27 protein-coding genes and 3 tRNA genes are annotated in these 23,712 nt (G+C 69.4%); 14 read left to right on the top strand and 16 right to left on the bottom strand.

What is annotated here, in order from left to right; genetic code table 11:
- Positions 1–4: 4 nt before the first annotated feature.
- The 13 genes from EZ216_RS11100 to apaG all read right to left on the bottom strand — a co-directional run bounded on the left by EZ216_RS11100 (position 5) and on the right by apaG (position 10,769).
- A complete protein-coding gene (locus EZ216_RS11100; RefSeq protein WP_135249836.1) occupies positions 5–1,624 on the bottom strand; it encodes an FMN-binding glutamate synthase family protein in 1,620 nt (539 codons plus the stop codon).
- A gap of 3 nt (positions 1,625–1,627) precedes the next feature.
- Positions 1,628–2,437, bottom strand: a complete 810-nt coding sequence (locus EZ216_RS11095) for an isocitrate lyase/PEP mutase family protein (protein ID WP_239024347.1) — start codon at positions 2,435–2,437, stop codon at positions 1,628–1,630.
- Positions 2,437–3,342, bottom strand: coding sequence for an alpha/beta fold hydrolase (locus EZ216_RS11090; protein WP_135249834.1), 906 nt, complete (start codon positions 3,340–3,342; stop codon positions 2,437–2,439). The genes EZ216_RS11095 and EZ216_RS11090 overlap by 1 nt, the downstream gene beginning before the upstream one ends.
- Positions 3,329–3,829 carry a nuclear transport factor 2 family protein gene (locus EZ216_RS11085; protein ID WP_135249833.1) on the bottom strand — a complete coding sequence of 167 codons (501 nt, stop codon included), beginning with the start codon at positions 3,827–3,829 and terminating at the stop codon, positions 3,329–3,331. Before EZ216_RS11085 ends, EZ216_RS11090 begins: the two co-directional genes overlap by 14 nt.
- A gap of 86 nt (positions 3,830–3,915) precedes the next feature.
- Positions 3,916–4,398, bottom strand: coding sequence for a CinA family protein (locus EZ216_RS11080; RefSeq protein WP_135249832.1), 483 nt, complete (start codon positions 4,396–4,398; stop codon positions 3,916–3,918).
- Positions 4,395–4,937 (bottom strand): phosphatidylglycerophosphatase A family protein, encoded by a 543-nt coding sequence (locus EZ216_RS11075; RefSeq protein ID WP_135249831.1) that lies wholly within the window; start codon positions 4,935–4,937, stop codon positions 4,395–4,397. The genes EZ216_RS11080 and EZ216_RS11075 overlap by 4 nt, the downstream gene beginning before the upstream one ends.
- Complete coding sequence (locus tag EZ216_RS11070) at positions 4,934–5,857, bottom strand: LysR family transcriptional regulator (RefSeq protein WP_135249830.1); 924 nt, start codon at positions 5,855–5,857, stop codon at positions 4,934–4,936. Before EZ216_RS11070 ends, EZ216_RS11075 begins: the two co-directional genes overlap by 4 nt.
- Positions 5,858–5,914: 57 nt before the next feature.
- The gene (locus EZ216_RS11065) at positions 5,915–6,415 is read right to left on the bottom strand and encodes a thermonuclease family protein (protein ID WP_135249829.1); all 501 of its coding nucleotides are present in this window, start codon (positions 6,413–6,415) and stop codon (positions 5,915–5,917) included.
- A gap of 41 nt (positions 6,416–6,456) precedes the next feature.
- Entirely contained in the window at positions 6,457–7,437 is a 981-nt protein-coding gene (thiL, locus tag EZ216_RS11060; protein WP_135249828.1) for a thiamine-phosphate kinase, read from the bottom strand.
- Positions 7,438–7,474: 37 nt separating this feature from the next.
- The gene (locus tag EZ216_RS11055; RefSeq protein WP_135249827.1) at positions 7,475–7,732 is read right to left on the bottom strand and encodes a GlsB/YeaQ/YmgE family stress response membrane protein; all 258 of its coding nucleotides are present in this window, start codon (positions 7,730–7,732) and stop codon (positions 7,475–7,477) included.
- Positions 7,733–7,853: 121 nt separating this feature from the next.
- On the bottom strand, positions 7,854–9,032 hold the full coding sequence (locus tag EZ216_RS11050; RefSeq protein ID WP_239024346.1) for a YbdK family carboxylate-amine ligase: 1,179 nt from the start codon (positions 9,030–9,032) through the stop codon (positions 7,854–7,856).
- The gene (locus EZ216_RS11045; protein ID WP_135249826.1) at positions 9,025–10,278 is read right to left on the bottom strand and encodes a cation:proton antiporter domain-containing protein; all 1,254 of its coding nucleotides are present in this window, start codon (positions 10,276–10,278) and stop codon (positions 9,025–9,027) included. The genes EZ216_RS11050 and EZ216_RS11045 overlap by 8 nt, the downstream gene beginning before the upstream one ends.
- Before the next feature lie 110 nt (positions 10,279–10,388).
- Positions 10,389–10,769, bottom strand: a complete 381-nt coding sequence (gene apaG / locus EZ216_RS11040) for a Co2+/Mg2+ efflux facilitator ApaG/CorD (protein ID WP_135249825.1) — start codon at positions 10,767–10,769, stop codon at positions 10,389–10,391.
- A 41-nt stretch (positions 10,770–10,810) separates the two neighbouring features.
- Between apaG and rpe the strand changes: the two genes are divergently transcribed.
- On the top strand, positions 10,811–11,494 hold the full coding sequence (gene rpe / locus EZ216_RS11035) for a ribulose-phosphate 3-epimerase (RefSeq protein WP_135249824.1): 684 nt from the start codon (positions 10,811–10,813) through the stop codon (positions 11,492–11,494).
- On the opposite strand, the gene EZ216_RS11030 is transcribed toward rpe, so the two are convergent.
- Complete coding sequence (locus tag EZ216_RS11030; protein ID WP_135249823.1) at positions 11,484–11,792, bottom strand: hypothetical protein; 309 nt, start codon at positions 11,790–11,792, stop codon at positions 11,484–11,486. The two genes, rpe and EZ216_RS11030, sit on opposite strands and share 11 nt — an antisense overlap.
- Positions 11,793–12,206: 414 nt before the next feature.
- Here EZ216_RS11030 and EZ216_RS11025 point away from each other — a divergent pair, with 414 nt between their 5' ends.
- The gene (locus EZ216_RS11025) at positions 12,207–14,357 is read left to right on the top strand and encodes a catalase (RefSeq protein WP_135249822.1); all 2,151 of its coding nucleotides are present in this window, start codon (positions 12,207–12,209) and stop codon (positions 14,355–14,357) included.
- Between the two features lie 37 nt (positions 14,358–14,394).
- Here EZ216_RS11025 and EZ216_RS11020 read toward each other — a convergent pair whose 3' ends face one another.
- Positions 14,395–14,985, bottom strand: a complete 591-nt coding sequence (locus EZ216_RS11020; RefSeq protein ID WP_205959662.1) for a hypothetical protein — start codon at positions 14,983–14,985, stop codon at positions 14,395–14,397.
- A gap of 248 nt (positions 14,986–15,233) precedes the next feature.
- On the opposite strand from EZ216_RS11020, the gene gph reads away from it, so the two are divergent.
- On the top strand, positions 15,234–15,896 hold the full coding sequence (gene gph, locus EZ216_RS11015; RefSeq protein WP_135249820.1) for a phosphoglycolate phosphatase: 663 nt from the start codon (positions 15,234–15,236) through the stop codon (positions 15,894–15,896).
- Here the strand turns inward: gph and EZ216_RS11010 are convergent.
- Complete coding sequence (locus EZ216_RS11010) at positions 15,893–16,480, bottom strand: chalcone isomerase family protein (RefSeq protein WP_135249819.1); 588 nt, start codon at positions 16,478–16,480, stop codon at positions 15,893–15,895. The genes gph and EZ216_RS11010 overlap by 4 nt on opposite strands.
- Before the next feature lie 302 nt (positions 16,481–16,782).
- Here EZ216_RS11010 and trpE point away from each other — a divergent pair, with 302 nt between their 5' ends.
- From trpE to EZ216_RS10955, 11 genes are all read left to right on the top strand, one after another.
- The gene (gene trpE, locus EZ216_RS11005) at positions 16,783–18,282 is read left to right on the top strand and encodes an anthranilate synthase component I (RefSeq protein ID WP_135249818.1); all 1,500 of its coding nucleotides are present in this window, start codon (positions 16,783–16,785) and stop codon (positions 18,280–18,282) included.
- Entirely contained in the window at positions 18,279–18,848 is a 570-nt protein-coding gene (locus EZ216_RS11000; RefSeq protein ID WP_135249817.1) for an anthranilate synthase component II, read from the top strand. The genes trpE and EZ216_RS11000 overlap by 4 nt, the downstream gene beginning before the upstream one ends.
- Complete coding sequence (gene ltaE, locus EZ216_RS10995; protein WP_135249816.1) at positions 18,845–19,882, top strand: low-specificity L-threonine aldolase; 1,038 nt, start codon at positions 18,845–18,847, stop codon at positions 19,880–19,882. The genes EZ216_RS11000 and ltaE overlap by 4 nt, the downstream gene beginning before the upstream one ends.
- 3 nt (positions 19,883–19,885) lie before the next feature.
- Positions 19,886–20,536 carry a LysE family translocator gene (locus EZ216_RS10990; protein WP_135249815.1) on the top strand — a complete coding sequence of 217 codons (651 nt, stop codon included), beginning with the start codon at positions 19,886–19,888 and terminating at the stop codon, positions 20,534–20,536.
- Positions 20,537–20,552: 16 nt separating this feature from the next.
- Positions 20,553–21,584 (top strand): anthranilate phosphoribosyltransferase, encoded by a 1,032-nt coding sequence (trpD, locus tag EZ216_RS10985; RefSeq protein ID WP_135249814.1) that lies wholly within the window; start codon positions 20,553–20,555, stop codon positions 21,582–21,584.
- Positions 21,584–22,375, top strand: a complete 792-nt coding sequence (gene trpC / locus EZ216_RS10980) for an indole-3-glycerol phosphate synthase TrpC (protein ID WP_135249813.1) — start codon at positions 21,584–21,586, stop codon at positions 22,373–22,375. Before trpD ends, trpC begins: the two co-directional genes overlap by 1 nt.
- 2 nt (positions 22,376–22,377) lie before the next feature.
- Complete coding sequence (locus EZ216_RS10975) at positions 22,378–23,121, top strand: uracil-DNA glycosylase (RefSeq protein WP_167772876.1); 744 nt, start codon at positions 22,378–22,380, stop codon at positions 23,119–23,121.
- Positions 23,122–23,166: 45 nt separating this feature from the next.
- Positions 23,167–23,252, top strand: a tRNA-Tyr gene (locus EZ216_RS10970).
- 104 nt (positions 23,253–23,356) lie between these two features.
- Positions 23,357–23,430, top strand: a tRNA-Gly gene (locus tag EZ216_RS10965).
- A gap of 54 nt (positions 23,431–23,484) precedes the next feature.
- Positions 23,485–23,559: transfer RNA gene (locus tag EZ216_RS10960), tRNA-Thr, on the top strand.
- Positions 23,560–23,596: 37 nt separating this feature from the next.
- A partial coding sequence (locus EZ216_RS10955) for a GTP-binding protein (protein ID WP_049059127.1) occupies positions 23,597–23,712 on the top strand: 116 nt, incomplete at its 3' end.

Here is a 23,712-nt window from a genome sequence, read left to right as displayed (position 1 = left end):
CGGCTCAGGCCGGCGCGAACTGGTCCGCGCGCGCCTGCGGCCAGTACAGCTGGAACACGTTGTGCTGCTCCGACAGGTCGGGTTGCAGCAGTGCGCCCGGCTTCATCTGCATGATCAGGTTGGCGAGCAGCCGCACCTCGGTGTCGGTGAGACGCCGCACGATGTGGTGCGCCGTGATGTCGCCAGGGTGTTTCAGTCCCGCGGCCTGCACCAGGTCCTTCAGCGCATGCAGCGTGCTGCGGTGGAAGTTGAAGACGCGCTGCGCCTTGTCGGGCACGACCAGCGCGCGCTCGCGCACCGGGTCCTGCGTGGTCACGCCCGTGGGGCAGAAGCCGGTGTGGCAGGTCTGCGCCTGGATGCAGCCCAGCGCCATCATGAAGCCGCGCGCCGCGTTGCACCAGTCGGCGCCCAGGGCCATCATGCGCGCGATGTCGAAGGCGGTGATCACCTTGCCCGCGCAGCCGATGCGGATGTGCTTGCGCAGGTTGGTGCCCACCAGCGTGTTGTGCACCAGCAGCAGGCCTTCCTGCAGCGGTGCGCCGACGTGGTCGCTGAACTCCACCGGCGCCGCGCCGGTGCCGCCCTCCGCGCCGTCCACCACGATGAAGTCGGGCGTGATGCCCGTGTCCAGCATCGCCTTGACGATGGCGAACCACTCCCACGGGTGGCCGATGCACAGCTTGAAGCCGGTGGGCTTGCCGCCCGACAGCGTGCGCAGCTTCTCCACGAAGTGCAGCAGTTCGATGGGCGTGGAGAAGGCGCTGTGCGAGGACGGCGAGATGCAATCGACGCCGATGGGCACGCCGCGCGCCAGCGAGATGGCCGGCGTGACCTTGGCCGCCGGCAGGATGCCGCCGTGGCCGGGCTTGGCGCCCTGCGACAGCTTGATCTCCACCATCTTCACCTGCGGGTCGCGCGCGTTCCGCACGAACCGCTCTTCGCTGAAGAGGCCCTGTTCGTCGCGGCAGCCGAAGTAGCCCGAGCCGATCTCCCAGATCAGGTCGCCGCCGTGCACGCGGTGGAACGAAGAGATCGAGCCTTCGCCCGTGTCGTGCGCGAAGCGGCCCATCTTCGCGCCCTGGTTCAGCGCCAGGATGGCGTGCGAGGACAGCGAGCCGTAGCTCATCGCCGAGATGTTGAAGATGCTGGCTTCGTACGGCTGCGCGCGGCCGGCGCCGATGGTGATGCGGAAGTCGGACGAGGCCAGCACCGTGGGCTGCACCGAGTGGTTGATCCACTCGTAGCCTTGCCGCCCCACGTCCAGCTGCGTGCCGAAGGGGCGGTTGTCGGGGTCGCCCTTGGCCCGTTGGTACACGATGGAGCGCTGCGCGCGCGAGAACGGCGCCGCTTCGGTGTCGCTTTCGATGAAGTACTGGCGCATCTCCGGCCGGATGAATTCCAGCAGGAAGCGCAGGTGGCCGATCACCGGGTAGTTGCGCAGGATGGCGTGCCGCGTCTGGCGCACGTCGCGCACGCCGATGGCCACCAGGAACAGGCACACGAGGACGAGGGCTGCGCTCCAGGGCTCGGAACGCCACGCGAACAGGGCGAGCGCGGCGAGCAATCCGCCGCCGCACAACGCGAAGGCGGTGAAGCGCACGGGCAGGGGAGAAGCGGACGCCACGGCTCAGCGGCCGAAGGCGTCGTTGAACCACTTCGTGCTCGGCGCCTGCGCGGCGAAGCCGAACGTGCCTTTCAGCATCTCCTGCCCGGCCGCCACCAGGGTTCCGTACGCCGCGCGGGCCGGGGCACCGCCCACGCTGATGCGGCGCACGCCCAGCGATTGCAGCGTGGCCACATCCATCCCGGCCGGCGGGATGACGTTCACCGGCTTCTTCACCGCTGACAGCACCGCGCGAATCTCGTCCGCGTTCTTCAACCCGGGCGCGAACAACACGTCGGCGCCTGCTTCCTCGAAGGCGACCAGCCGGCGGATGGTGTCGTCCAGGCTGTTCACGCCCCAGAGCTGCGCCTCGGCGCGCGCCACGAGCGAGAACTTGAAAGGCAGCGAACGAGCGGCTTCGACCGCGGCCTGCACGCGTTCACGCGCGAGCTCGAAGTCATAGATCGGGTCGGCGCCGGGACCGCGGCAATCCTCGATGGAGCCGCCGGCCACGCCGGCTTTGGCTGCCAGGCGGATGCATTCGGCCGCGTCTTCCGGCCGGTCGCCGAAGCCGTTCTGCAGGTCGGCGCTGACCGGCAGCGACGTGGCCGCGCAAACCTCGACCAGGTGGCGCATCTTGTCTTCGCGCGTGACGCCCATGTCGGGCTTGCCGATGGAGAAGGCGAACCCCGCGCTGCTGCTGGCCAGCGCCTGGAAGCCCAGCTGCTCCAGCAATCGCGCCGAGCCCACGTCCCAGAAATTGGGAATGACGAAACAGCCTGTGCCTTCGTGCAGCTGCTGCAGCCGCTTCGCCTTGTCTGCCTGCGTTGCCATCATGAGTCTCCTTCACGGAAGAACGACCACAGGGCATCCGCGGTTTCGCGCGGAAGCTCCTCGGGGATGAAGTGGCCGCTGGGCACGGCCTGCCCGGTGACGCGGCCCGCGCACTGCGCCTGCCAGAGGTCCAGCGGCTTGAACAGCCTGTTCACCAGTCCGCGGTCGCCCCACAGCACCATGGTGTCGCAGGCGATCTTTTCGCCGCGCGCGCGGCTCTCGCGGTCGTGCTCCAGGTCGATGCCCGCGCTGGCGCGGTAGTCCTCGCAGGCGGCGTGGATGGCTTCGGGCCGGCAGAAGCTGCGCTCGTACTCGGCCACCGCCTGCGGCTCCAGGTGCGAGAGGCCGGCCGAGCCCCAGCCGCCCAGCTTGGCGTGCAGGTAGGCGCGCGCGTCGCCCGCGATCATCTTCTCGGGCAGCGGCGCGGGCTGGATCAGGTGGAACCAGTGGTGGTAGCCGCGCGCGAAATCGAAGTCCGTGGCGGCATACATGTCCAGCGTGGGCGCGATGTCCAGCACGCACAGGCGCCGCACTCGCTGCGGATGGTCCAGCGCCAGGCGATGCGCGACGCGGCCGCCGCGATCGTGGCCGCACAGGTAGAACGTGCTGGCGCCCAGCGACGACATGAGTTCGACCAGGTCCTGCGCCATCGCGCGCTTGCTGGCCTGGGCATGCTCCGGCTGGTCGGCCGGCGCGGGTGAATCCCCGTAGCCGCGCAGGTCGGGCATGACGATGAAGTAGTGGCCGGCCAGCTGCTGCGCCACGCGATGCCACAACGCATGCGTTTGCGGGAAGCCGTGCAACAGCAGCAGCGCCGGCGCGCCCTGGCGGCCGCCGTGGCGCGCGAACAGCTCGACACCGTTGACCCGGTGCCGCGCGGCGGCGAAGCCTTCAAACCACGCCATCGGGATGCTTTTCCAGCCAGCGCGCCAGGTTGCCGGCCGCGCGTTGCCGGACCTTGGTGCGCAGCATCGGCGACCAGCCGAGCAGCAGCCCCGGCGTGCCCAGCGCCTGCCGCGACCAGCGCCAGAACGGGAAGCGGTCGCGGTGGGTGACGATGCGGCCTTGCGGGTCGAAGCGGAACTCGGCGTCGATGACGTTGTGCACGTCGCGTCCCGTCGCGCTGAAGCGGTACCAGGCTTCCCAGTGCGCCCGGCCCCGGTCGCCGTCGGCCTTCACGCTGGACCACTCCAGCCGCCAGGCGGACGGGCCGCCCTGCGCCTTCACGTTCTCGGCCAGCATGGTCCACATGCCCATCACCTCGCGCTTGCCGCGCAGCGAGAAGGCTTCGTCGTCGAACGTCGTGTCGTCCGCGTAGCAGGCCGACATGCCTTGCGGGTCCAGCCGCGCGAAGGCGGCGTACAGCGTTTCGATGGTGTCGTGCGGTGCCATGCAGTCTCCTCCTCGGGCCTGTGATCAGGCCGGTGTTGTCGAACCCTGGGCGGCGGCCATGACGATGCCGCCCCAGGGTGATCCGGTCAAGCTGCGCGCACCAGCGCCAGCAGCCGCTCCAGCGCGTGTTTCGTCGTCGCTTCGCGGACGGCGGCGCGGCCGCCGTCGAACCGCACCGTCTCGCTGGACAGGCGGCCGTCCACGGAAAAGCCGAACCACACCGTGCCCACCGGCTTGTCCGGCGTGCCGCCCGTGGGCCCGGCGACGCCCGTGACCGCCACGGCGGCCTGCGCGCGCGAATGCCGTGCCGCGCCGAAAGCCATCGCGCGCGCGACCACCTCGCTCACCGCGCCGTGCGATGCGATGGCGGCCGGGTCCACGCCCAGCGATTCCGCCTTCGCCTCGTTGGAATACGTGACGTAGCCGCGTTCGAACCAGTTGCTGCTGCCCGACAGCGCGGTGCAGGCCGCCGCGATCATGCCGCCGGTACAGCTTTCAGCGGTGGCCATCATCCAGCCGCGCTGCTGCAGCGCCTCGGCCAGCTGCGTGCACAAGGGATCGGTGTTCATGCGAATTGCCTCCACGCCGCGATGACGAGCAGGGTGCAGAACGCGGCTACCAGGTCGTCGAACAGCACGCCGAAGCCGCCGCGCCAGCCGAAGCCGTGGAACAGGCGGTCGGCCCAGCCCACCGGGCCGGGCTTGACCGCGTCGAAAAAGCGGAAGAGCGCGAAAGCCACCAGCTGCGCGACCCAGCCGGCCGGCAGCACCAGCCACAGCACCAGCCAGAACGACATGATCTCATCGACGACGATCCAGCCGGGGTCCAGCACGCGGGTGTTGTTCAGGCAGCGCGTCGTGGCCCACCAGCCCACCGGGATGGAGGCGACCACCACGCCGGCCAGCACCGTCGGCGGCAGCCAGGCCTGCAGCACCAGGTAGGCGACCCAGGCCCACAGCGTGCCCACGGTGCCGGGCGCGATGGGACTCAAACCCGAGCCGAAGCCCAGCGCGATGAGGTGCGCCGGATGCGAAAGCAGGAACCGCCAGCCGGGCCGCGACGGTGCGGGCTGCGGCGGCGAATCGGGCGACATCGAAGAAGCGTTCATGCGTTGGCGGCTTTCGCGGGCTGGGCGCCGCCGAACCACTCGGCCCAGTAGTCGATGCAGGCGCGGATCTTCGGCAGGCGGTGCCGCGCGCCGGCGGTGATGGCGTGCACCGGCACCGATTGCGGATCGACGTACGCCGCCAGCACGGGCACCAGCCGGCCTTCGTGCGCCAGCGGTTCGCCCACCAGCGTGGCGAGGCGGCCGATGCCCAGGCCTTCCAGCACCATCTTGCAGGCCATGTTGGTGTCGTTGGTGCGCCAGTGGCCGTCGGCGGCGACGGCGACGGCCTTGCCCTTGATGCGGAACGGCCACTGGTTGAGCACCGGGACGGCGTTGTTCGTGACGAGCGGGTGCTTCGCGAGATCGTCCGGATGCTTGGGCAGGCCGTGCCTCTTCACGTAGGAAGGCGACGCGTAGAGCGCGCGGCCCAGCGTGCCGATCTGCCGCGCGACCACGGTGTCGGGCAGCGGGCCGGCGCTGGTGCGGATGGCCAGGTCGATGCCGTCGCGTGCCATGTCGGCCAGGCGGTCGTTGACCTCCAGCTCGACGCGCAGCTTCGGGTGGCGCCGCGACAGGCCGGCGAGGCTGGGCACCACCTGGTAGTGCGCCACCACCGTGCTGGCGGCCACGCGCACCACGCCGCTCACTTCGCGCGAGCTGGCGGCGAACTCGCCTTCCAGCTCGTCCAGCGTGCCCAGCACGCGGCGGCCATAGCCGAGAAAAGTCTCGCCTTCGGCCGTGGCCGACAGGCCGTGCGTGGAGCGGTGGATCAGGCGCGCGCCGCAGGCTTTCTCGATGCGGGCCAGCGAGCGCGAGACCTGGCTGACCGGCACGTCGCGTTCGCGCGCGACCGCCGACAGCGTGCCCAGTTCCAGCACGCGCACGAACAGCTGCAGGTCTTCGAACGCCAGCTCACGCATGGGGCAATGGTAGCGAGCGGGGTTGGGCGCGTGGCGTTGCGCTGCCGTGGCGGACGTTCAGCCCGGCGGCGGCCGGCAGGAACCGTGCAGCCGCCGGAAGCGCCGCGGCTCCATCGGCTGCGGCTGCGACCACAGCCCAAGCCTTGCCTGGCGGGCCCGTGACTCCTGCGCTTCGTAGGGGCCGGCTTCGCGCTTGAAGCGGTACGACCAGGCCCACCCATTCGCCACCAGCCAACCGCCGACGTCCCGCCCGGCAAGCCGCAGGCTGGCCAGCGTGCGGCCGTAGTTGTCACGTCCGTGGGGCTCGACCTGTACCGCCTGGTGAAGCGCCATGCGCTCCAGCGCGTCGCGCGCCTGCGGGCCGAAAGCCTGGCAAGACTCCGGCGCGTCCACGCCCTGCACGCGGATGCTGCGCGGCGCGCCGCCACGCGCGGGCCGCACCCACACGGTGTCGCCGTCGGTGACGTAGGTGACGGTGCCGGACCAGGTGCGGGCGGCGTGCGCGCCGCCGCATGCGGTGACGGCGGCCAGCAGGAGGAGGATCGCGCGGCGGTGCATCGCCCCTCAACGCGCCGCGCAGGCGGCGCGCCGACCGCTGCTCACGCGAAGTGGTCGAAAGAAGCGAAGCGCCGCGTGATGGCCCGGCCGTCGGCATCGAGCACGCGGATGCCGGGTGCCGCTTCGATGCGGCCGATGCGCGTGACGGCCGTGCCGGAATTCAGCGCCGCCTCGAGCACCGCTTCGCGGGCCGATGGCGGCGCGGTGAAAGCCAGCTCGTAGTCGTCGCCGCCCGCGAGCACGCAGTCCAGCTGTGCCGCGTCGTCCGGCAGGTCGCCCGGCCGCGCATTCACGCGCGCCGCCAGCAGGGCGATGGCTTCGCGCGCTTCGATCGTCGCGCCCACGCCGGAAGCGCGCAGCACGTGGCCGACGTCGCCCAGCAGCCCGTCGCTGACGTCGATGGCGGCCGTCGCGATGCCGCGCAGCGCCTGGCCGAGCGCGACGCGCGGCTGCGGCATCTCCATGCGCAGGCGCGTCTGCTCGAACAGCGGCGCCGGCAGGCTCAGGGTGCCGCGAAAGGCCTCGAGCGACAGCCGCGCGTCGCCCAGCGTTCCGCTGGCCCACAGGTCGTCGCCTTCGCGCGCGCCGTTGCGGCGGATCGTGGCGCCTGCCGGCACTTCGCCGAACACGGTGATGCAGATCGCCAGGGGCCCGCGCGTGGTGTCGCCGCCGGCCAGCTCGCAGCCGTGCTCGTCGGCCAGCGCGAACATCCCTTGCGCGAATCCGGCCAGCCACGCTTCATCGGCGGACGGCAGCGCGAGCGCCAGGGTGAATGCCATGGGCCGCGCCCCGCAGGCGGCCAGGTCGCTCAGGTTCACGGCCAGCGCCTTGTGGCCCAGGCGGCGCGGATCGGCGGTAGAGAGGAAGTGGCGGCCTTCCACCAGCAGGTCGGACGACACCGCCAGCTGCATGCCGGGCGCGGGCGCGAGCAGCGCGCAGTCGTCGCCGATGCCCAGCGGCACCTGCGGCGAAGGCGCGCCGTCGCGGCGGAAGTAGCGGTCGATCAGCTCGAATTCACCCATGGGCCGGGCGAGCATACCGCCCCGGCCCGAGGGGAACTCAGAGCCGGCGCGAGCTGCCGCGCAGCAAACCCACCAGCACCAGCAACACGATCGCGCCGACGATGGAGGCGATCCAGCCGACGGGATCGCCCTCCGCGTACCAGCCCATGGCCTGGCCCACGTACTTGGCCACGAACGCGCCGGCGATGCCCAGCAGCGTGGTCATGATGATGCCCATGCGGTCGTTGCCCGGCTTGATGGCGCGCGCCAGCAGGCCGACGATGAAGCCGACGACGATGGTTCCGATGATGCCCATGGGTGTCTCCCCGCAAGCGCCGCCCGCGGCGCTGCTGCAGGGCATTCTGGGCAGCAGCGGGCGGCCCGACTGTAGGACGGCGACGGCGCCGGGCATCGGTGCGCCGCCAGGGAGAAAGCTCCTAGCCGCTGCCCTTGAAGCGTTGGCCGCCCCGCCGTACGACTTCGGGCAGCAGCCGCTCGCGGGCCTGCTGCTGCCGCAGCCAGCGCGCGTCGTTGGCGCCCAGCTCGGCGTCTTCGGCCAGCAGCTGGATGGCCGGGCCCGCCCCCAGGCGCTGGGCGTGCGGCGCCAGCAGCCGCAGCGTCTGCAGGATGTGGTCGCGCAGCGGCAGGTGGCGGCCGCTTTCCGGGTCGACGTAGACCGCCTCCAGCCCGAAGCGGCAGGCCTGGAAGCGGTTGTAGGTGTAGACCATGTAGTCGTCTTCGACCGGCGTGAAAGGCTGCTCGTGCAGGAACCAGGCGGCGAGCGACTGCACCAGGCCCGCCAGCGCGGCGGCGCGCTCCACCGTCAGCGGCGTGTCGAACACGCGGATCTCGATCGTGCCGTATTCGGGCTTGGGCCGGATGTCCCAGTAGAAGTCCTTCATGCTCTTGACCACGCCGGTGCGGGTGGTCTTGTTGAAGAACCCGGTGAAGCCGTCCCACGTCAGCGTGAACGGCGCCCGGCCCGACATCGGGAAGGCGGACACCGAGTTCAGCCGCGCCGAATCGAACGAGGTGTCCTGCCCCTGCACGTAGGGCGACGAAGCCGACAGCGCGATGAAGTGCGGGATGTACCGCGACATGCGGTGCAGCATCACCAGCGCTTCGTCGGCGGAAGGGCAGCCCACGTGCACGTGCTGGCCGAACACGGTGAACTGCTTGGAGAGGTAGCCGTACAGGTCGGACAGCTCGCGAAAGCGCGGCTTGTCGTAGATGCGCTGGCGGTGCCACTGCTGGAAGGGGTGCGTGCCGCCGCCCACCACCGCGATGTTGAGCTTGTCGGCGCACTTCACCAGCGCGTCGCGCAGCTGCGTGAGTTCGCCCAGCACGTGCGCCGCGGATTCGCAGACGCCGGTGGAGATCTCGATCATGCTGGACGTCATCTCCGGCACCACCGAGCCGGGCAGCGACAGCTTGCCCATCAGCCGCAGCATCTCGTCGGAGTAGGGCGCCAGGTCGTAGTCGTGCGTGTTGACCAGCTGCAGTTCCAGCTCCACGCCCAGCGTGAGCGGGCGCGACTCGCTGAACGGCTCCAGGGTGGGCAGCGTGCCGGGTCCTTCGCCGGCGGGCGTGACGTCGGGCAGCAGGGGCTCAGGCACGAACGGCTCCCGGTGGCGCGGCGCCGCCGCGCGGGTCCGGCAGCGAACTCTCCCGCGCGCGGTGGATGACGAAGGTGGCCAGGATCGCGCCCAGCACCTCCATCAGCAGGATGGCCGGCAGCACGATGCTGGAAATGCGCGGGCCGAGGGAGGGCGAGGCCGCCGCGAACTGCGACGTGAGCAGCAGCGCGAGCGAAGACAGCGGCGTCATCGCCACGCCGACCAGCATCGCCTGTTTCGCGCTGGTGCCGCTGCCGGGGTTGGCCAACAGCAGCCCAAGGACCTTGGCCAACGCGCGCGCGCCGATGAGTGCCAGCACGAAACCCACCACGCCGGGATTCCACTCGGCCTGCGCGGCGACCACCGACACCAGCACGAAGCTCAGCATCACCAGCACCGAAGCCGCGGTGCCCAGCTGCCGCGGCCATGCCCAAGGCCGCTGGCTCACCTGCTTGAGCAGCAGGCCCGCCAGCAGCGCGGCCAGCGGCGCGGAACCCCCCAGGTGCGACGCCAGCGCGGTGACGGCCGCGATCGTGGTGATCAGCAGGATCGAGGTGTTCTCGCTCGTGGGGTTCATCACGCGCAGCGCCACGCGCAGCACGAGCGCGAGCCCGGCGCCCACCGCGACGGAGAGGCCCAGCACCACGGCCACCGGCGACAACAGCGCGAGCAGGTCCGTCTCTTCGCGATTCATCAGGCCCGCGCGTGCGGCCACCAGCGTCAGCGCGTACAGCGCGCCCAGGGTGGTCAGCGTCGTCGCCCGCTCGGTCACCGGACCCGCCGCGCGCGTGTCCTGCGTCACCTGGCCCAGCACGGCCGGCGAAGCGACGATGGCCACCAGTGCCACCGCATCGGCCACCGATGGCTTGACGCCCAGCCAGCGCAAGACCAGGTACACGGCCGCGTAGGTCAGCGCGGCCTCGAGCACGCTCTGCAGCAGCACCATGGGGTTGTGGCGGAACCAGCGCAGCGCGATGCGCCCGCCCGCTTCGAACAGCACGACCGAGACGCCCAGCTCCAGCAGGAAGAGGCCTATGCCTTGCAGCGGCCACGCGCCGCCCGGAAAGCCCGCGAGCCCGGCGACGGCGCCGACGGCGGAGTAGCCGACCACCTTGGGCAGCGCGATGTACCTTTGCACGAGATGGCCGGCGGCGGCGGCGAAAGCCAGCAGCAGGGACCACTGCACGGTCGGCAGGCCGGCCGAAGGCTTGAGCCATTGGCCCCAGATGGCCATGAATTCGTCCATGCGCTCCCTTTCGCGGCGCATTCTGCGGGGCCGCAACGGCTCAGCTTGTAGGACAAGGGCGGCGATCGGCTGCTACGGTTTGCGTAGCGGCACGCGCAAGACTGGCGCGGCTAGTGGAGCACCCGCCGCGAGCCATCCTCCAGCAGGAAAGGCGCGATCTCGCAGTCGAACTTCTCGCCGTCCTCGGCCACGCAGAAGTAGCTGCCGTGCATCGTGCCGTTGGGCGTGCGCAGCCGGGCGCCGCTGGTGTAGCGGAACGACTGGCCGGGCTGCAGCAACGGCTGGTGGCCGACGACGCCCAGGCCCTTGACCTCTTCGATGCGTCCTTCGGCGTCCGTGATGATCCAGTGGCGCGAGATCAGCTGGGCGGTCACCTCGCCGCTGTTGGTGACGGTGATGGTGTACGAGAAAGCGTACTGGCCCTGTTCGGGCGAGGACTGGTCGGGCAGGTAGGCGGGCTCGACCTCCACCTTGAACTGGTAGCGGGCCATCGCGCGATCGTACCTCCGGGGCCATTTGCGAGAATCGCGGCATGAGCAAGACCTACCGCATCGCACCGTCCATCCTCTCCGCGGATTTCGCCCGGCTGGGCGAGGAGGTGCGCAATGTCATCGCGGCGGGCGCCGACTGGATCCACTTCGACGTGATGGACAACCACTACGTGCCCAACCTCACCTTCGGGCCGATGGTCTGTTCGGCGCTGAAGCCGCACGCGAAGACCGCTGCCGGCGCCGCGGTGCCCATCGACGTGCACCTGATGATCCAGCCGGTGGACGCGCTGGCCGAAGCCTTCGCGCAGGCGGGCGCCGACTACATCAGCTTCCATCCCGACGCGTCCACGCACGCGCACCGCAGCGTGCAGGCGATCAAGGCCAAGGGCTGCAAGGCCGGCCTGGTGTTCAACCCGGGCGCGCCGCTGGACGTGCTGGACTGGCTGATCGAGGACATCGACCTGATCCTGATCATGAGCGTCAACCCCGGTTTCGGCGGCCAGGGCTTCATCGATTCGGCGCTGCGCAAGATCGAGGAGGCGCGCAAGCGCATCGACGCCAGCGGCAAGGACATCCGCCTGGAAGTGGACGGCGGCATCAAGGGCGACAACATCGCCCGCGTCGCGGCCGCGGGTGCCGACACTTTCGTCGCCGGCAGCGCGATCTTCGGCAAGCCGGACTACAAGGCCGTCATCGACGGCATGCGCACGGCCCTCAAGGCCTGAACTTCTTCTCGCCGTCCGGCGTGCTCTCGCGCAGCCGGTCGTAGGTGGCGTCGAGCTCGGCGCCCTTGCTGGTGTCGGCCACGCCGCGCTCCGTGTCCTTCTGCGCCTGGCGCGCCATGCGGCCGTGCGAGGCATCCTCCTTCGCCTGGCTGTCGCCGGACTCGTCGCGCTCGTGCGGCATGCGCGGCACGTCGTGCTGGTCCTCGCCTTGCACCATGCGCGTGTCGTCGCGGCGGCCTTCGGCATGGTCGGCGTCCAGGCCTTCGCCGGGCGGGCTGCTCCTGCGTTCACGGGTCATCGCTGGTCTCCTTGCGAAGCCATCGTGGCGCCGGCGCCGCGGGTGAACGGTAGGACCGGCGGGCCGCTTGCCGTAGGAGCGCCGGCACGGCCGGGCTGTAGTCGCTTTCCTACCGGCGTCGCCGACCCCGCCTGACAAACCGGCCCGCCGCCCGGCTACGGGGGTATCCCCATGAGCTTGGCACAGTGAAGGCGTCTCGAACAGCGGGCGCTTGGTTGAAGGAGAGTCGCCATGGACCTGATCGCCGCGATGCCTGATTGGCTGGTGTGGTGCACGGCTGCCGCCGCGGGCGTCTTCGCGCTCGCCGCCTTGGTCAACATCATCGAAGCCGCGCTGGACCTCGAGACCTGAGCCGAACAACACCCGGCGTGCGCTGCGCCACGCAGCGGGGACCGCACGCCCCCAGGAGATTCCATGGCCCAGTCCAAGCCGGACGCCGCGCGAAGAACACGGTCCGGGGAGACCACGACCGCCAAGCAGAAACAGCTGGAGCCGCACCTGCAGCCGGCCGAAGCCCAGTTGACCACCCCCGATGGCCTGGTGGTCCCCGACAACCACAACTCGCTGCGCGCCGGCGCGCGCGGCCCGGCGCTCCTGGAAGACTTCCTGCTGCGCGAGAAGCTCACGCGCTTCGACCACGAGCGCATTCCTGAACGCGTGGTGAACGCGCGCGGCGCGGGCGCGCACGGCTGGTTCGAGCTGTACAAGTCGCTGGGCCAGTACACGCGCGCCGACTTCCTGCAGGAAGCCGGGCTGAAGACGCCGGTGTTTGTGCGCTTCTCGGGCTTCACCGGCGAGCGCGGCTCGGCCGACACCGTGCGTGACCTGCGCGGGTTCGCCGTCAAGTTCTACACGCGCGAAGGCAACTTCGACCTGGTGGGCGCGAGCTTCCCGGTGTTCTTCATCCAGGACGCGATCAAGTTCCCGGACCTGGTGCACGCGCTGCGGCCCGAGCCGCACCACGGCATGCCGCAGGCTTCCAGCGCGCACGACACGTTCTGGGACTTCGTCTCGCTCATGCCAGAGAGCACGCACGCGGCGATGTGGCTGATGTCCGACCGTGCGCTGCCGCGAAGCTGGCGGATGATGGAAGGCTTCGGCGTGCACACCTACCGCTTCGTCAATGCGCATGGGGCGGCGCACTACGCGAAGTTCCACTGGAAGCCCAAGCTGGGCCGGCACGCGATGGCGTGGGACGAGGCGCAGAAGCTGGCGGGGCTCGACCCCGACTTCCATCGGCGCGACCTGTGGGAAGCCATCCAGCGCGGCCACGCCCCCGAGTGGGAATTGGGCGTGCAGCTGGTGGAGGAGGGCAAGGCGGATGCGCTCGGCTTCGACCTGCTGGACCCGACCAAGCTGATCCCCGAGGAAGTGGTGCCGGTGCTGCCGGTGGGCAAGCTGGTGCTGCACCGCAATCCGGAGAACGTGTTCGCCGAGACCGAGCAGGTGGCGTTCAACCCCGGCCACCTGGTGCCGGGCATCGACTTCAGCCACGACCCGCTGCTGCAGGGACGCCTGTTCGCTTACCTGGACGCGCAGGTCGCGCGCCTGTCGGGGCCGAACTTCAGCGAGCTGCCGATCAACAAGCCGGTGTGCCCGTTCCACCACCACGGGCGCGACGGCGCGCACCGCTACGGCATCCCACGCGGCGCGGTGGCGTATGAGCCGAACTCGCTGGTCAGCGGCTCGGAGTTCCGCGCCGACGGCGGGCAGCAAGGTTTCCAGAGCATCGCCGACGAGTTCGAGTCGCCGAAGGTCCGGCGGCGCAGTGCCTCTTTCGACGACCACTTCAGCCAGGCGACCTTGTTTTGGAACAGCCAGAGCCCGGCCGAGAAGGACCACCTGGTGTGCGCGTTCCAGCATGAGCTGGCGCGCGTGGAGACGCCCGCGATCCGCCAGCGCGTGATCGACAACCTGACGCACGTGGACGCCAAGCTGGCGCGCAAGATCGGCGATGCGCTGGGCCTGGTGCCCGACGCGAAGGCGGCCGCGGGCCGGCCGGGGTTCCGCGAGCACCGCGGAAAGCTGCCGGTGGAGACATCGCCTTCGCTCAGCCTGGAGAGCGCGGCCAGCCCTGTCACGACACGGCGCGTGGCGGTGCTGGTGGCGCCCGGCGTGGAGATCGGCGCACTGAAGATCATCCAGCAGGTGCTGGGCGAGCAGCAGGTGGCCTGCCGCATCGTCGCGGCGCAGATGGGCTCGGTGGCGACTTCCTCGGGCCAGCAGCTGGCGGTGGACCATTGCCTGCAGACGACTTCGTCGCTGGTGTTCGACGCCGTGCTGGTGCCCGGCGGCGCGGCGCACGCGAAGTCCCTGGTCGCCAATGGCCGTGCGGTGCACTTCGTGCTGGAGGCGTACCGGCATTGCAAGCCCGTGTGCGTGATCGGCGACGGCGTGGAATTGCTGGCGACACTGGGCATCGATGCCCGCACGCCTTCGGCGGACGGCGTGCTGGTGAGCAAGGCCGACCCGGCCGAGCGCATCCCGCTGGCGCAGGAGTTCCTGGCGGCCATCGCGAAGCACCGGCACTGGGGCCGCGCGAAGCTGGACGCGGTGATCGCCTGAGGGGAGCCGCCACAGCGCGGATGGCCGCGCGTGGACCCTACTTTTCCTTGACCCGGCTGACCTCGATCTCGTCGCGAGCGAGCTTCAGGACCACCGCCTGCCCGTCGAATGGGATGCGAAATTCGCCGGCAGGGCTGAATCGCACCGGGGTCGGCAACTGCCCAAGGTCGGGCGAAAACCAGAGGGCACCCGCCGCCGGGGCCTTGGTGGCCAGTTGAACGGGGTTCTCGACGAGATGCGGCTTGACTTTCACGCCGCGTGAAGCGGCAGCCTGGATCTGCGCAGCCTCGAAGTTCGACGGATCGAGATCGATGGCCTGCGCCGTGCGGCCCGGCTGGTCGGCGCCGGCCGGGACCAGGATGAAGATCGACGGGCGGATCGAGGTGAGGAAAAACTCGTAGGGAGCCTTGGGCCGGCGAAATTCGATGAGCCTTCCTGCATCGTCGATCATGCCGACATTGGCGGCGTCCTCAGGCGCTGCCCAATCACGGCCGTAGCCGGCCAGCAACAGATAGCGGATCCCGTCGTAGGCCGTTCGGGACGGCATGTCCTCCGGCGCGCGCCCGCCGGCCCAGACGAAATGGCGGGTGCAGTCGCGCATGTAGCTCCACGTGGAGACGTACTGCAAGGTCGCGTGCGTGGCGGGACCCCGCCATGGCAGGTCCGGGATCTCCGGCCCCTTCGACCTGAACGGGCACAGCGGGAACGCCAAGGCCTGCCCGGCGTGAAGCAGGACAGATGCGCAGTACACCAGGAAGATCGGGGCGAGATTCCTGAGCGATGGGGGAAATAGGTTTCGCACTCGACGTTCCAACATGACCAAGGGGGCTTCGGAGCACGAACGTTACAGCATCGCACCTCGGGCACACTCGGGCGATGCCGTTCGCACTCGCGCCGCTCGATCTTCAAGCCGCCATCGTCGACCTCGATGGGACGATGGTGGACACGCTGGGGGACTTCACCGAAGCATTGCGGCGGGTGCACCAGGACCTCGGCCTGCCGGTGCTGGACTCGCCATCGATCGAGCGCATGGTCGGCAAAGGCTCGGAGCACCTGATCCGCTCGGCGCTGGCCGCGGCCGGCGGCGCGGCGTCGCTGTATGACCCGGCCTGGGATGCTTACCAGCGGCACTACGGGCGCATCAACGGGCGGCACTCGGATGTCTTTCCGGGCGTGGCCGAAGGGCTGCAGTCACTGCGTGGGCGCGGCCTGCGACTGGCTTGCCTGACCAACAAGCCGACCGGGTTCGCGCGTGAACTGCTGGCGGAGAAGGGGCTCGCGGAGTTCTTCGACGTGGTGTTCGGCGGCGACGCGTTCGAGCGAAAGAAGCCCGATCCTTTGCCTTTGCTGCGCACCTGCGAGGCGCTGGGCACGGCGACCGCGCGCACGCTGGCGATCGGCGATTCCAGCAACGATGCGGCCGCCGCGCGCGCGGCGGGGTGCCCGGTGGTGCTGGTGACCTACGGCTACAACCACGGCGAACCGGTGCGCGCCGTCGATGCCGACGGCTTCGTCGATTCGCTCGCGGAGCTGGCCTAGGAAGCGGACTTGCCCAGCAGGGCGTCCTTCAGCTTGTAGTCGGCGGGGCTGGAGCCCAGCCAGATGCGCAGCAGCGCGTTGTAGAACTCCGGCTCCTTGAACGGCTCGCCCTGCGGCACGCCTTTCACCGTGACGACGGTGCCGGTGCCCGGGATCCAGTCGATCTGGAAGTTCTCGCCGGGATTGAGCTTCTTGTGCTCGCTGAAGATCTGGCTCATGCGCACGACGCCGGGCACCAGCTTGGAGAAAGCGGCCTTGTCCATGTTGTCTTCCATGCCGCGCGAGAACAACTTGCCCAGCTCGGACGAATCGATCTCGCGCAGCATGGTGATGCTCATGCGCCTGGCACCGGGCATGGCCAGCACTTCTTCGGTGGTGGACGCCTTCTTCGGCAGGTACAGGCCCGCCGTGTAGACCTTGAACACGGCCTTGTAGCGGATGCCTGCGCCGTTGAGCTGCAGCTTGGTGCCGCGCACGTCGGCAGTTTCTTCGTACTTCACGCCCGACACGGTGGCCTGCGCCGCGGCGCCCCATGCAAACGTTGCGGCGGCCAATGCGAGCACCGCGTTTCGGATGGCTTTCATTCGGATCGACTCCTTCGGCAAGAAATAGAACGGCCGTACGATTTAACGAATTGTTGCAACGGGGCGGATGCGCCGCATCGGGGTTTTCGCTCGGCGAGGCCCCTTTGCTACACTCCGCCGCGATGTTCATCCACCGCACCATCACCACAGGTTGCAGCGACCGGGGAGCCTGGCCCTGGCGCAAGCCTGTCGACGTGCGCTCCTGACCTGCACGGGGCCGACCCGTGCGCCCCGCGTCCCCACCGGGACATCCCAGTCGTCGATAAGCGGCATTCGCCGCCTGAGCTTGTGGAGGCTCACCCGTGATCACCGAACTCGAATTCAAGAGCCTTGCGCTTCAAGGCTTCAACCGCATCCCCTTGATGGCGGAGGCATTCGCCGATCTCGAAACCCCGCTGTCGCTGTACCTGAAGCTGGCGCACGCCCGCGGCAACGGCAAGCACAGCTTCCTGCTGGAGTCCGTCGTCGGCGGCGAGCGCTTCGGCCGCTACAGCTTCATCGGCCTGCCGGCGCGCACCCTGCTGCGTGCCAGCGGCTTCGGCGCCGATGCGGCGACGGAAGTCGTCACCGACGGCGAAGTGGTGGAGCGCGCGCGCGGCAATCCGCTGGATTTCGTCGCCGACTACCAGAAGCGTTTCAAGGTGGCGCTGAGTCCCGGCCTGCCGCGGTTCTGCGGCGGGCTGGCCGGCTACTTCGGCTACGACGTGGTGCGCCACATCGAGAAGAAGCTGGAGAAGACCTGCCCGCCCGACACGCTGGGCTGCCCGGACATCCTGCTGCTGCAATGCGAGGAGCTGGCGGTCATCGACAATCTTTCGGGCAAGTTGTACCTGATCGTCTACGCCGACCCGGCGAAGCCCGAGGCGTACGCCAACGCGAAGAAGCGCCTGCGTGAACTCAAGGACCTGCTGAAGTATTCGGTCAGCGCGCCGCAGGTGAAGCAGACCCAGTCTTTCGACGCCGAGCGCGAGTTCGCCAAGGCCGACTACCTGAAGGCGGTGGAGCGCGCCAAGGACCTGATCGCCGCGGGCGACTTCATGCAGGTGCAGGTCGGCCAGCGGATCAAGAAGCGCTACACCGAGTCGCCGCTGTCGCTGTACCGCGCGCTGCGGTCGCTGAATCCCAGCCCCTACATGTACTACTACGACTTCGGCGGCTTCCAGGTGGTGGGCGCCTCGCCGGAGATCCTGGTGCGGCAGGAGCAGACCCCCGAAGGCGAGAAGATCACCATCCGCCCGCTGGCCGGCACGCGGCCGCGCGGCGCCACGCCCGCGCAGGACAAGGCGGTGGAGCAGGAACTGGTGAACGATCCCAAGGAGCGCGCCGAGCACGTCATGCTGATCGACCTGGCGCGCAACGACATCGGCCGCATCGCAAAGACCGGCACCGTGAAGGTGACCGAAGCTTTCGCGGTGGAGCGGTACAGCCACGTGATGCACATCGTGAGCAACGTGGAAGGCATCCTGAAGGACGGCATGAGCAACATGGACGTGCTGCGCGCCACCTTCCCGGCCGGCACGTTGACCGGCGCGCCCAAGGTGCACGCGATGGAGCTGATCGACCAGCTGGAGCCGAGCAAGCGCGGGTTGTACGGCGGCGCCTGCGGCTACCTCAGCTACGCGGGCGACATGGACGTGGCCATCGCCATCCGCACCGGCATCGTGAAAGACCAGGTGCTCTACGTGCAGGCTGCCGCGGGCGTTGTGGCCGATTCGGTGCCGGAGCTGGAGTGGAAGGAAACAGAGGCGAAGGCGCGCGCGCTGCTGCGCGCTTCGGAGCTGGTGGAGGAGGGGCTGGAATGAAACTCCTGATGATCGACAACTACGACAGCTTCACTTACAACCTGGTGCAGTACTTCGGTGAGCTGGGCGTCGACGTGGAAGTGTTCCGCAACGACGAGATCGACGTCGCGGGCATCGCGTCGCGCAAGCCCGATCGGCTGGTGGTGTCGCCCGGCCCGTGCTCGCCCGCCGAAGCCGGCATCTCGGTGGAAGCGATCCGGCATTTCGCCGGCAAGCTGCCGATCCTGGGCGTGTGCCTGGGGCACCAGAGCATCGGCGCGGCGTTCGGCGGAAAGATCATCCGCGCCGCGCAGCTGATGCACGGCAAGACCAGCGAGATCACCACCACGCGGCAAGGCGTGTTCGCCAACCTGCCGGAACGCTTCACGGTCAACCGCTACCACTCCCTGGCCATCGAGCAGGCCACCTGCCCGGCGGAACTGGAGAGGACCGCGTGGACGGACGACGGCGAGATCATGGGCGTGCGCCACCGCGAGCTGCCCATCCAGGGCGTGCAGTTCCATCCCGAATCCATCCTCACCGAGCACGGCCACGCGATGTTGAAGAACTTCCTGGAGCAGGCATGAAGCCGGTCGACCTGCGCAGCGATACCGTCACGCAGCCGACCGCGGCCATGCGCGCCGCGATGATGGCCGCGCCGCTGGGCGACGACGTGTTCGGCGACGACCCCAGCGTCAACGCGCTGCAGGAGAAGATCGCCGGCCTGCTGGGCTTCGAGGCCGCGCTGTTCATGCCGACGGGGACGCAATCGAACCTGTGCGCCATCCTGGCGCATTGCCAGCGCGGCGACGAGTACATCGCGGGCCAGCAGGCCCACTGCTACCGCTGGGAAGGCGGCGGTGCCGCGGTCTTCGGCAGCGTGCAGCCACAGCCGCTGGATCACGCGCCCGACGGCACGCTGCCGCTGGACGCGATCGAAGCGGCGATCAAGCCGGACGACCCGCATTGCGCGCGCACGCGGCTGCTGGCGCTGGAGAACACGCTGGGCGGCAAGGTGATCGCGCTGGACTACCTGGCGCGGGCGGCGGAGCTGGCGAAGCGCCGCGGCTTGTCGCACCACCTGGATGGCGCGCGCCTGTTCAATGCCGCGGTGGCCATCGCGCAGGGCGGCGACGCGTACGCGGCGGCCCGGCGCATCGCCGGCCATTTCGATTCCGTGTCGGTGTGCTTCAGCAAGGGCCTGGGCGCGCCGGTGGGTTCAGCGCTGTGCGGCTCGAAAGACTTCATCGCGCGTGCCCGCCGTGTGCGCAAGATGGCGGGCGGCACCCTGCGCCAGGCCGGCGTGCTGGCCGCGGCTGCGTCGTACGGCCTGGACCACCATGTCGAGCGACTTGCGCAAGACCACGCGCTGGCCAAGCGGCTGGCCGAGGGCCTGGCCGGCATCGAAGGCCTGAAGGTCGAGGCGCCGCAGACCAACATGGTGTTCGCCGACCTGACCGGCGCCGCGCGCGACAAATCGCCGCAGCTGCTCGAGGCGCTGAAGGGCGAGGGCGTGCTGGCCACGGGCCTGTACCGGCTGCGCTTCGTCACGCACCTGGACGTCGATGCGGAGGGCGTCGACCGCGCCATCGCCGCGATCCGCCGCTTCTTCAAGGCCTGAGCCATGCCCGACCTGCAACACCTGCTCGTCTTCATCGCCGCCGGCTGGCTGCTCAACCTCACGCCGGGGCCGGACGTGCTCTACATCGTCACCAACTCGCTGCGTTCGGGCGCGAAGTCCGGCGTGGTCGCGGGCCTGGGCATCACCGCCGGCTGCTTTGTCCATGTGTTCGCCGCGGCGCTGGGCGTCAGCGCGCTGCTGGCGACTTCCGCCACCGCGTTCACCGTGCTGAAGTGGGCGGGCGCCGCCTACCTGCTGTTCATGGGCGTGAAGCTGCTGTTCTCGCGCGCACCGCAAGCCGCCGCCGACCTGCAGGCGCTGGCGCGGACCAAGGCCCCCGACACGCTGCGCGCGGTGTTCATGGGCGGTTTCTGGACCAACGTGCTCAACCCCAAGGTCGCGATCTTCTTCCTGGCGTTCGTCCCCCAGTTCATCGCGCCCGACACGCCGGACAAGGCACTGGCGTTCGTGCTGCTGGGCGTGCTGTTCAACGTGAACAGCGTGCCGGTGAATTCCGGCTGGGCGCTGGCCGCCGCCTGGATGGCGCGCCGCGACGCCGTGCAGCGCGGCATGCACTGGCTCGACCGCGCCGCCGGCGCCATGTTCATCGCGTTCGGCGTGAAGCTGGCGCTGACCGAGAATCCGTCCCGCTGACCCGAGGAGACAGGACATGTCCATCACCCCCCAGGAAGCGCTGCAGCGCACCATCGAACACCGCGAGATCTTCCACGACGAGATGCTGAACGTCGTGCGGCTGATCATGAGCGGCGAGCTGTCGCCCGTGATGACCGCGGCCCTGATCACCGGCCTGCGCGTGAAGAAGGAAACCATCGGCGAGATCACCGCGGCGGCGCAGGTCATGCGCGAGTTCTCCACCAAGGTGAACATCGCGGACAAGTCGCACCTCGTGGACATCGTCGGCACAGGGGGCGACGGCTCGCACACCTTCAACATCTCCACCTGCTCGATGTTCGTGGCCGCGGCCGCGGGCGCCAAGGTCAGCAAGCACGGCGGCCGCAGCGTCAGCAGCAAGTCCGGCAGCGCCGACGTGCTGGAAAGCCTGGGCGTCAACATCAACCTGCCGCCCGAAGCCATCGCCAAGTGCGTGCAGGAAACCGGCATCGGCTTCATGTTCGCGCCCAACCACCATCCCGCGATGAAGAACGTCGCGCCGGTGCGCAAGGAACTGGGCGTGCGCACCATCTTCAACATCCTGGGGCCGCTGACCAACCCCGCGGACGCGCCGAACATCCTGATGGGCGTGTTCCACCCCGACCTGGTCGGCATCCAGGTGCGCGCGCTGCAGCGCCTGGGCGCCGAGCACGCGCTGGTGGTCTACGGCCGCGACGGCATGGACGAAGTGAGCCTGGGCGCCGCCACCATGGTGGGCGAACTGAAAGATGGTTCGGTGACCGAATACGAGATCCATCCCGAGGACTTCGGCCTGCCGATGGCCAGCAACCGCGCGCTGAAGGTGGAGACGCCCGATCAGTCGAAGGCGATGCTGATGTCCGTGCTGGACAACCAGCCGGGCGCCGCGCGCGACATCGTGCTGTTCAACGCCGGCGTGGCGCTGTACGCGGCCAACGTGACGGCCGACATCAAGGCCGGCATCGACCGTGCGCGCGAAGCGTTGGCGGGCGGCGCGGCGAAGGCGCGGCTGGAGAAGCTGGTGGCCGTTTCGAAGAGGTTGTCGGCCTGATGAGCGATATCCTGGACAAGATCGTTGCCGTCAAGCGCGAAGAGATCGCGGCGGCGAAGAAGAAGGTTTCGCTCGAGGCGATGCGGCAGGACGCGGAAAGCCGCGTGCTGACGCGCGACTTCGTCGGCGCATTGCGCAAGAAGATCGCGGCGGGCCGCGGCGCGGTGATCGCGGAGGTGAAGAAGGCCAGCCCCAGCAAGGGCGTGCTGCGCCAGGACTTCATCCCGGCGGACATCGCGCAGAGCTACGCGGAGCATGGCGCGGCATGCCTGTCGGTGCTGACCGACCGCCAGTTCTTCCAGGGCCAGCCCGACTACCTGAAGCAGGCGCGCGCTTCGTGCGACCTGCCAGTGCTGCGCAAGGACTTCATGGTCGATCCGTACCAGGTGTACGAGTCGCGCGCGATGGGCGCCGATTGCATCCTGCTGATCGCCGCCTGCCTGGACGACGCGCAAATGGCCGAGCTGGAACGCATCGCGTTCTCGCTGGACATGGCGGTGCTGGTGGAGGTGCACGACGCGGCCGAGCTGCAGCGCGCGCTGAGGCTGAAGACGCCTCTGGTGGGCATCAACAACCGCAACCTGCGGACGTTCGAGGTGTCGCTGGACACGACGATCGGGATGCTGAAGGACGTGCCGGCCGATCGCCTGCTGGTCACCGAATCCGGCATCCTCGCGCCCGCCGACGTCAAGCGCATGCGCGATGCCGGCGTGCACGCCTTCCTGGTGGGCGAGGCGTTCATGCGCGCGCCCGAGCCGGGCGAGGCGCTGGCCGCGCTGTTCGGGGGCTGAGCTTGCCCGCGAATGCCAAGGCGGCCGCGCCGCTGCCGGACTTCTGCGCGCCGCTCTCGCGCTCGTTGGGCGAGGCGTTCGGCGACCTTCCCCCGGCGTGGCGCGAACTGGCGCACGGACTGGAGCCGCTGCAGCACCGCATCACCGAGGCGGTCGATGCCGATCGCGCGCTGTTCGCCATAGCGCCGGCTCGGCCGTTCCGCGCCTTCGAGCTGCTCGCGCCCGATCAAGTGCGGCTGGTACTGATCGGCCAGGACCCGTACCCGTTGCCGGGCGACGCGACCGGACTGGCGTTCTCCTGCCTGCGCGGCATCCCGGCCTCGATGCGGAATGTGTACGCAGCGCTCGAGCAGGCGATGCCGGGTTTCAGGCGTCCGGCAGTCGCCGACCTCGAGCCGTGGGCGCGGCAGGGCGTGCTGCTGCTCAACGCCGCGCTGACGGTGCGCATGGGCAAGAAGATGGCCGGTACGCACCTCGGGCTGGGCTGGCAGGCATGGACCGGCGGCGTGCTACGCGCGCTCTACGAGCGGCGTCTGGCGGCCGGCGAATCGCTGCCCGTGGCGTGGCTGTGGGGCAAGCCGGCGGCCCAGTTCCTTGACGCCGCCACGGATGGGCTGGCGGTGCCCGCCGAGCGCGTGCTGCGGGCGCGCCACCCGTCGCAGGACTTCAAACGTGAGTTCCCGCCGCAGGCCTCGGGACACCTGGCGCAGCTCGGCCGGCTGCTTTCGCCGCCGGTGCAATGGTGAGAAGGGGCTAATGCCTCGGAAACATGGTATATTTCGAGGTTCGCCGGAGGGGTGCCCGAGTGGCTAAAGGGGGCAGACTGTAAATCTGTTGGCTTACGCCTACGCTGGTTCGAATCCAGCCTCCTCCACCAGGCTTCGCAAGAAGCTCGGCGAATGTGCGAAAGACGAGTGGCAGCGACGAAGGAAGGCCGCCGATGAGGCGGCTCCGCAGGGGTCCTGTGAACCACCCCCGAACGCGGGAGTAGTTCAATGGCAGAACCTTAGCCTTCCAAGCTAATGACGCGGGTTCGATTCCCGTCTCCCGCTCCACGTGTCGATCGCCGGCAGAGATTGAGACGCCGCCTTCGGGGCGGCGAAGATTTCGCCCTTGTGGCTCAGTGGTAGAGCACTCCCTTGGTAAGGGAGAGGTCGCGGGTCCGATTCCCGCCAAGGGCACCAGTTTCGAGTTGATGTTCTTTTTTCGGAAGGCGAAAAAATGGCAAAAGGTAAGTTCGAGCGGACCAAGCCGCACGTTAACGTTGGCACGATCGGCCACGTGGACCACGGCAAGACGACGCTGACGGCGGCCATCACGACGGTGCTGTCCACCAA

The sequence above is a fragment of the Ramlibacter humi genome (assembly GCF_004681975.1).
Classification (GTDB): Bacteria; Pseudomonadota; Gammaproteobacteria; order Burkholderiales; family Burkholderiaceae_C; genus Ramlibacter; species Ramlibacter humi.
The sequence above is the reverse complement of the archived record's forward strand: the minus strand, read 5'-3'. Positions and strand labels throughout refer to the sequence as shown.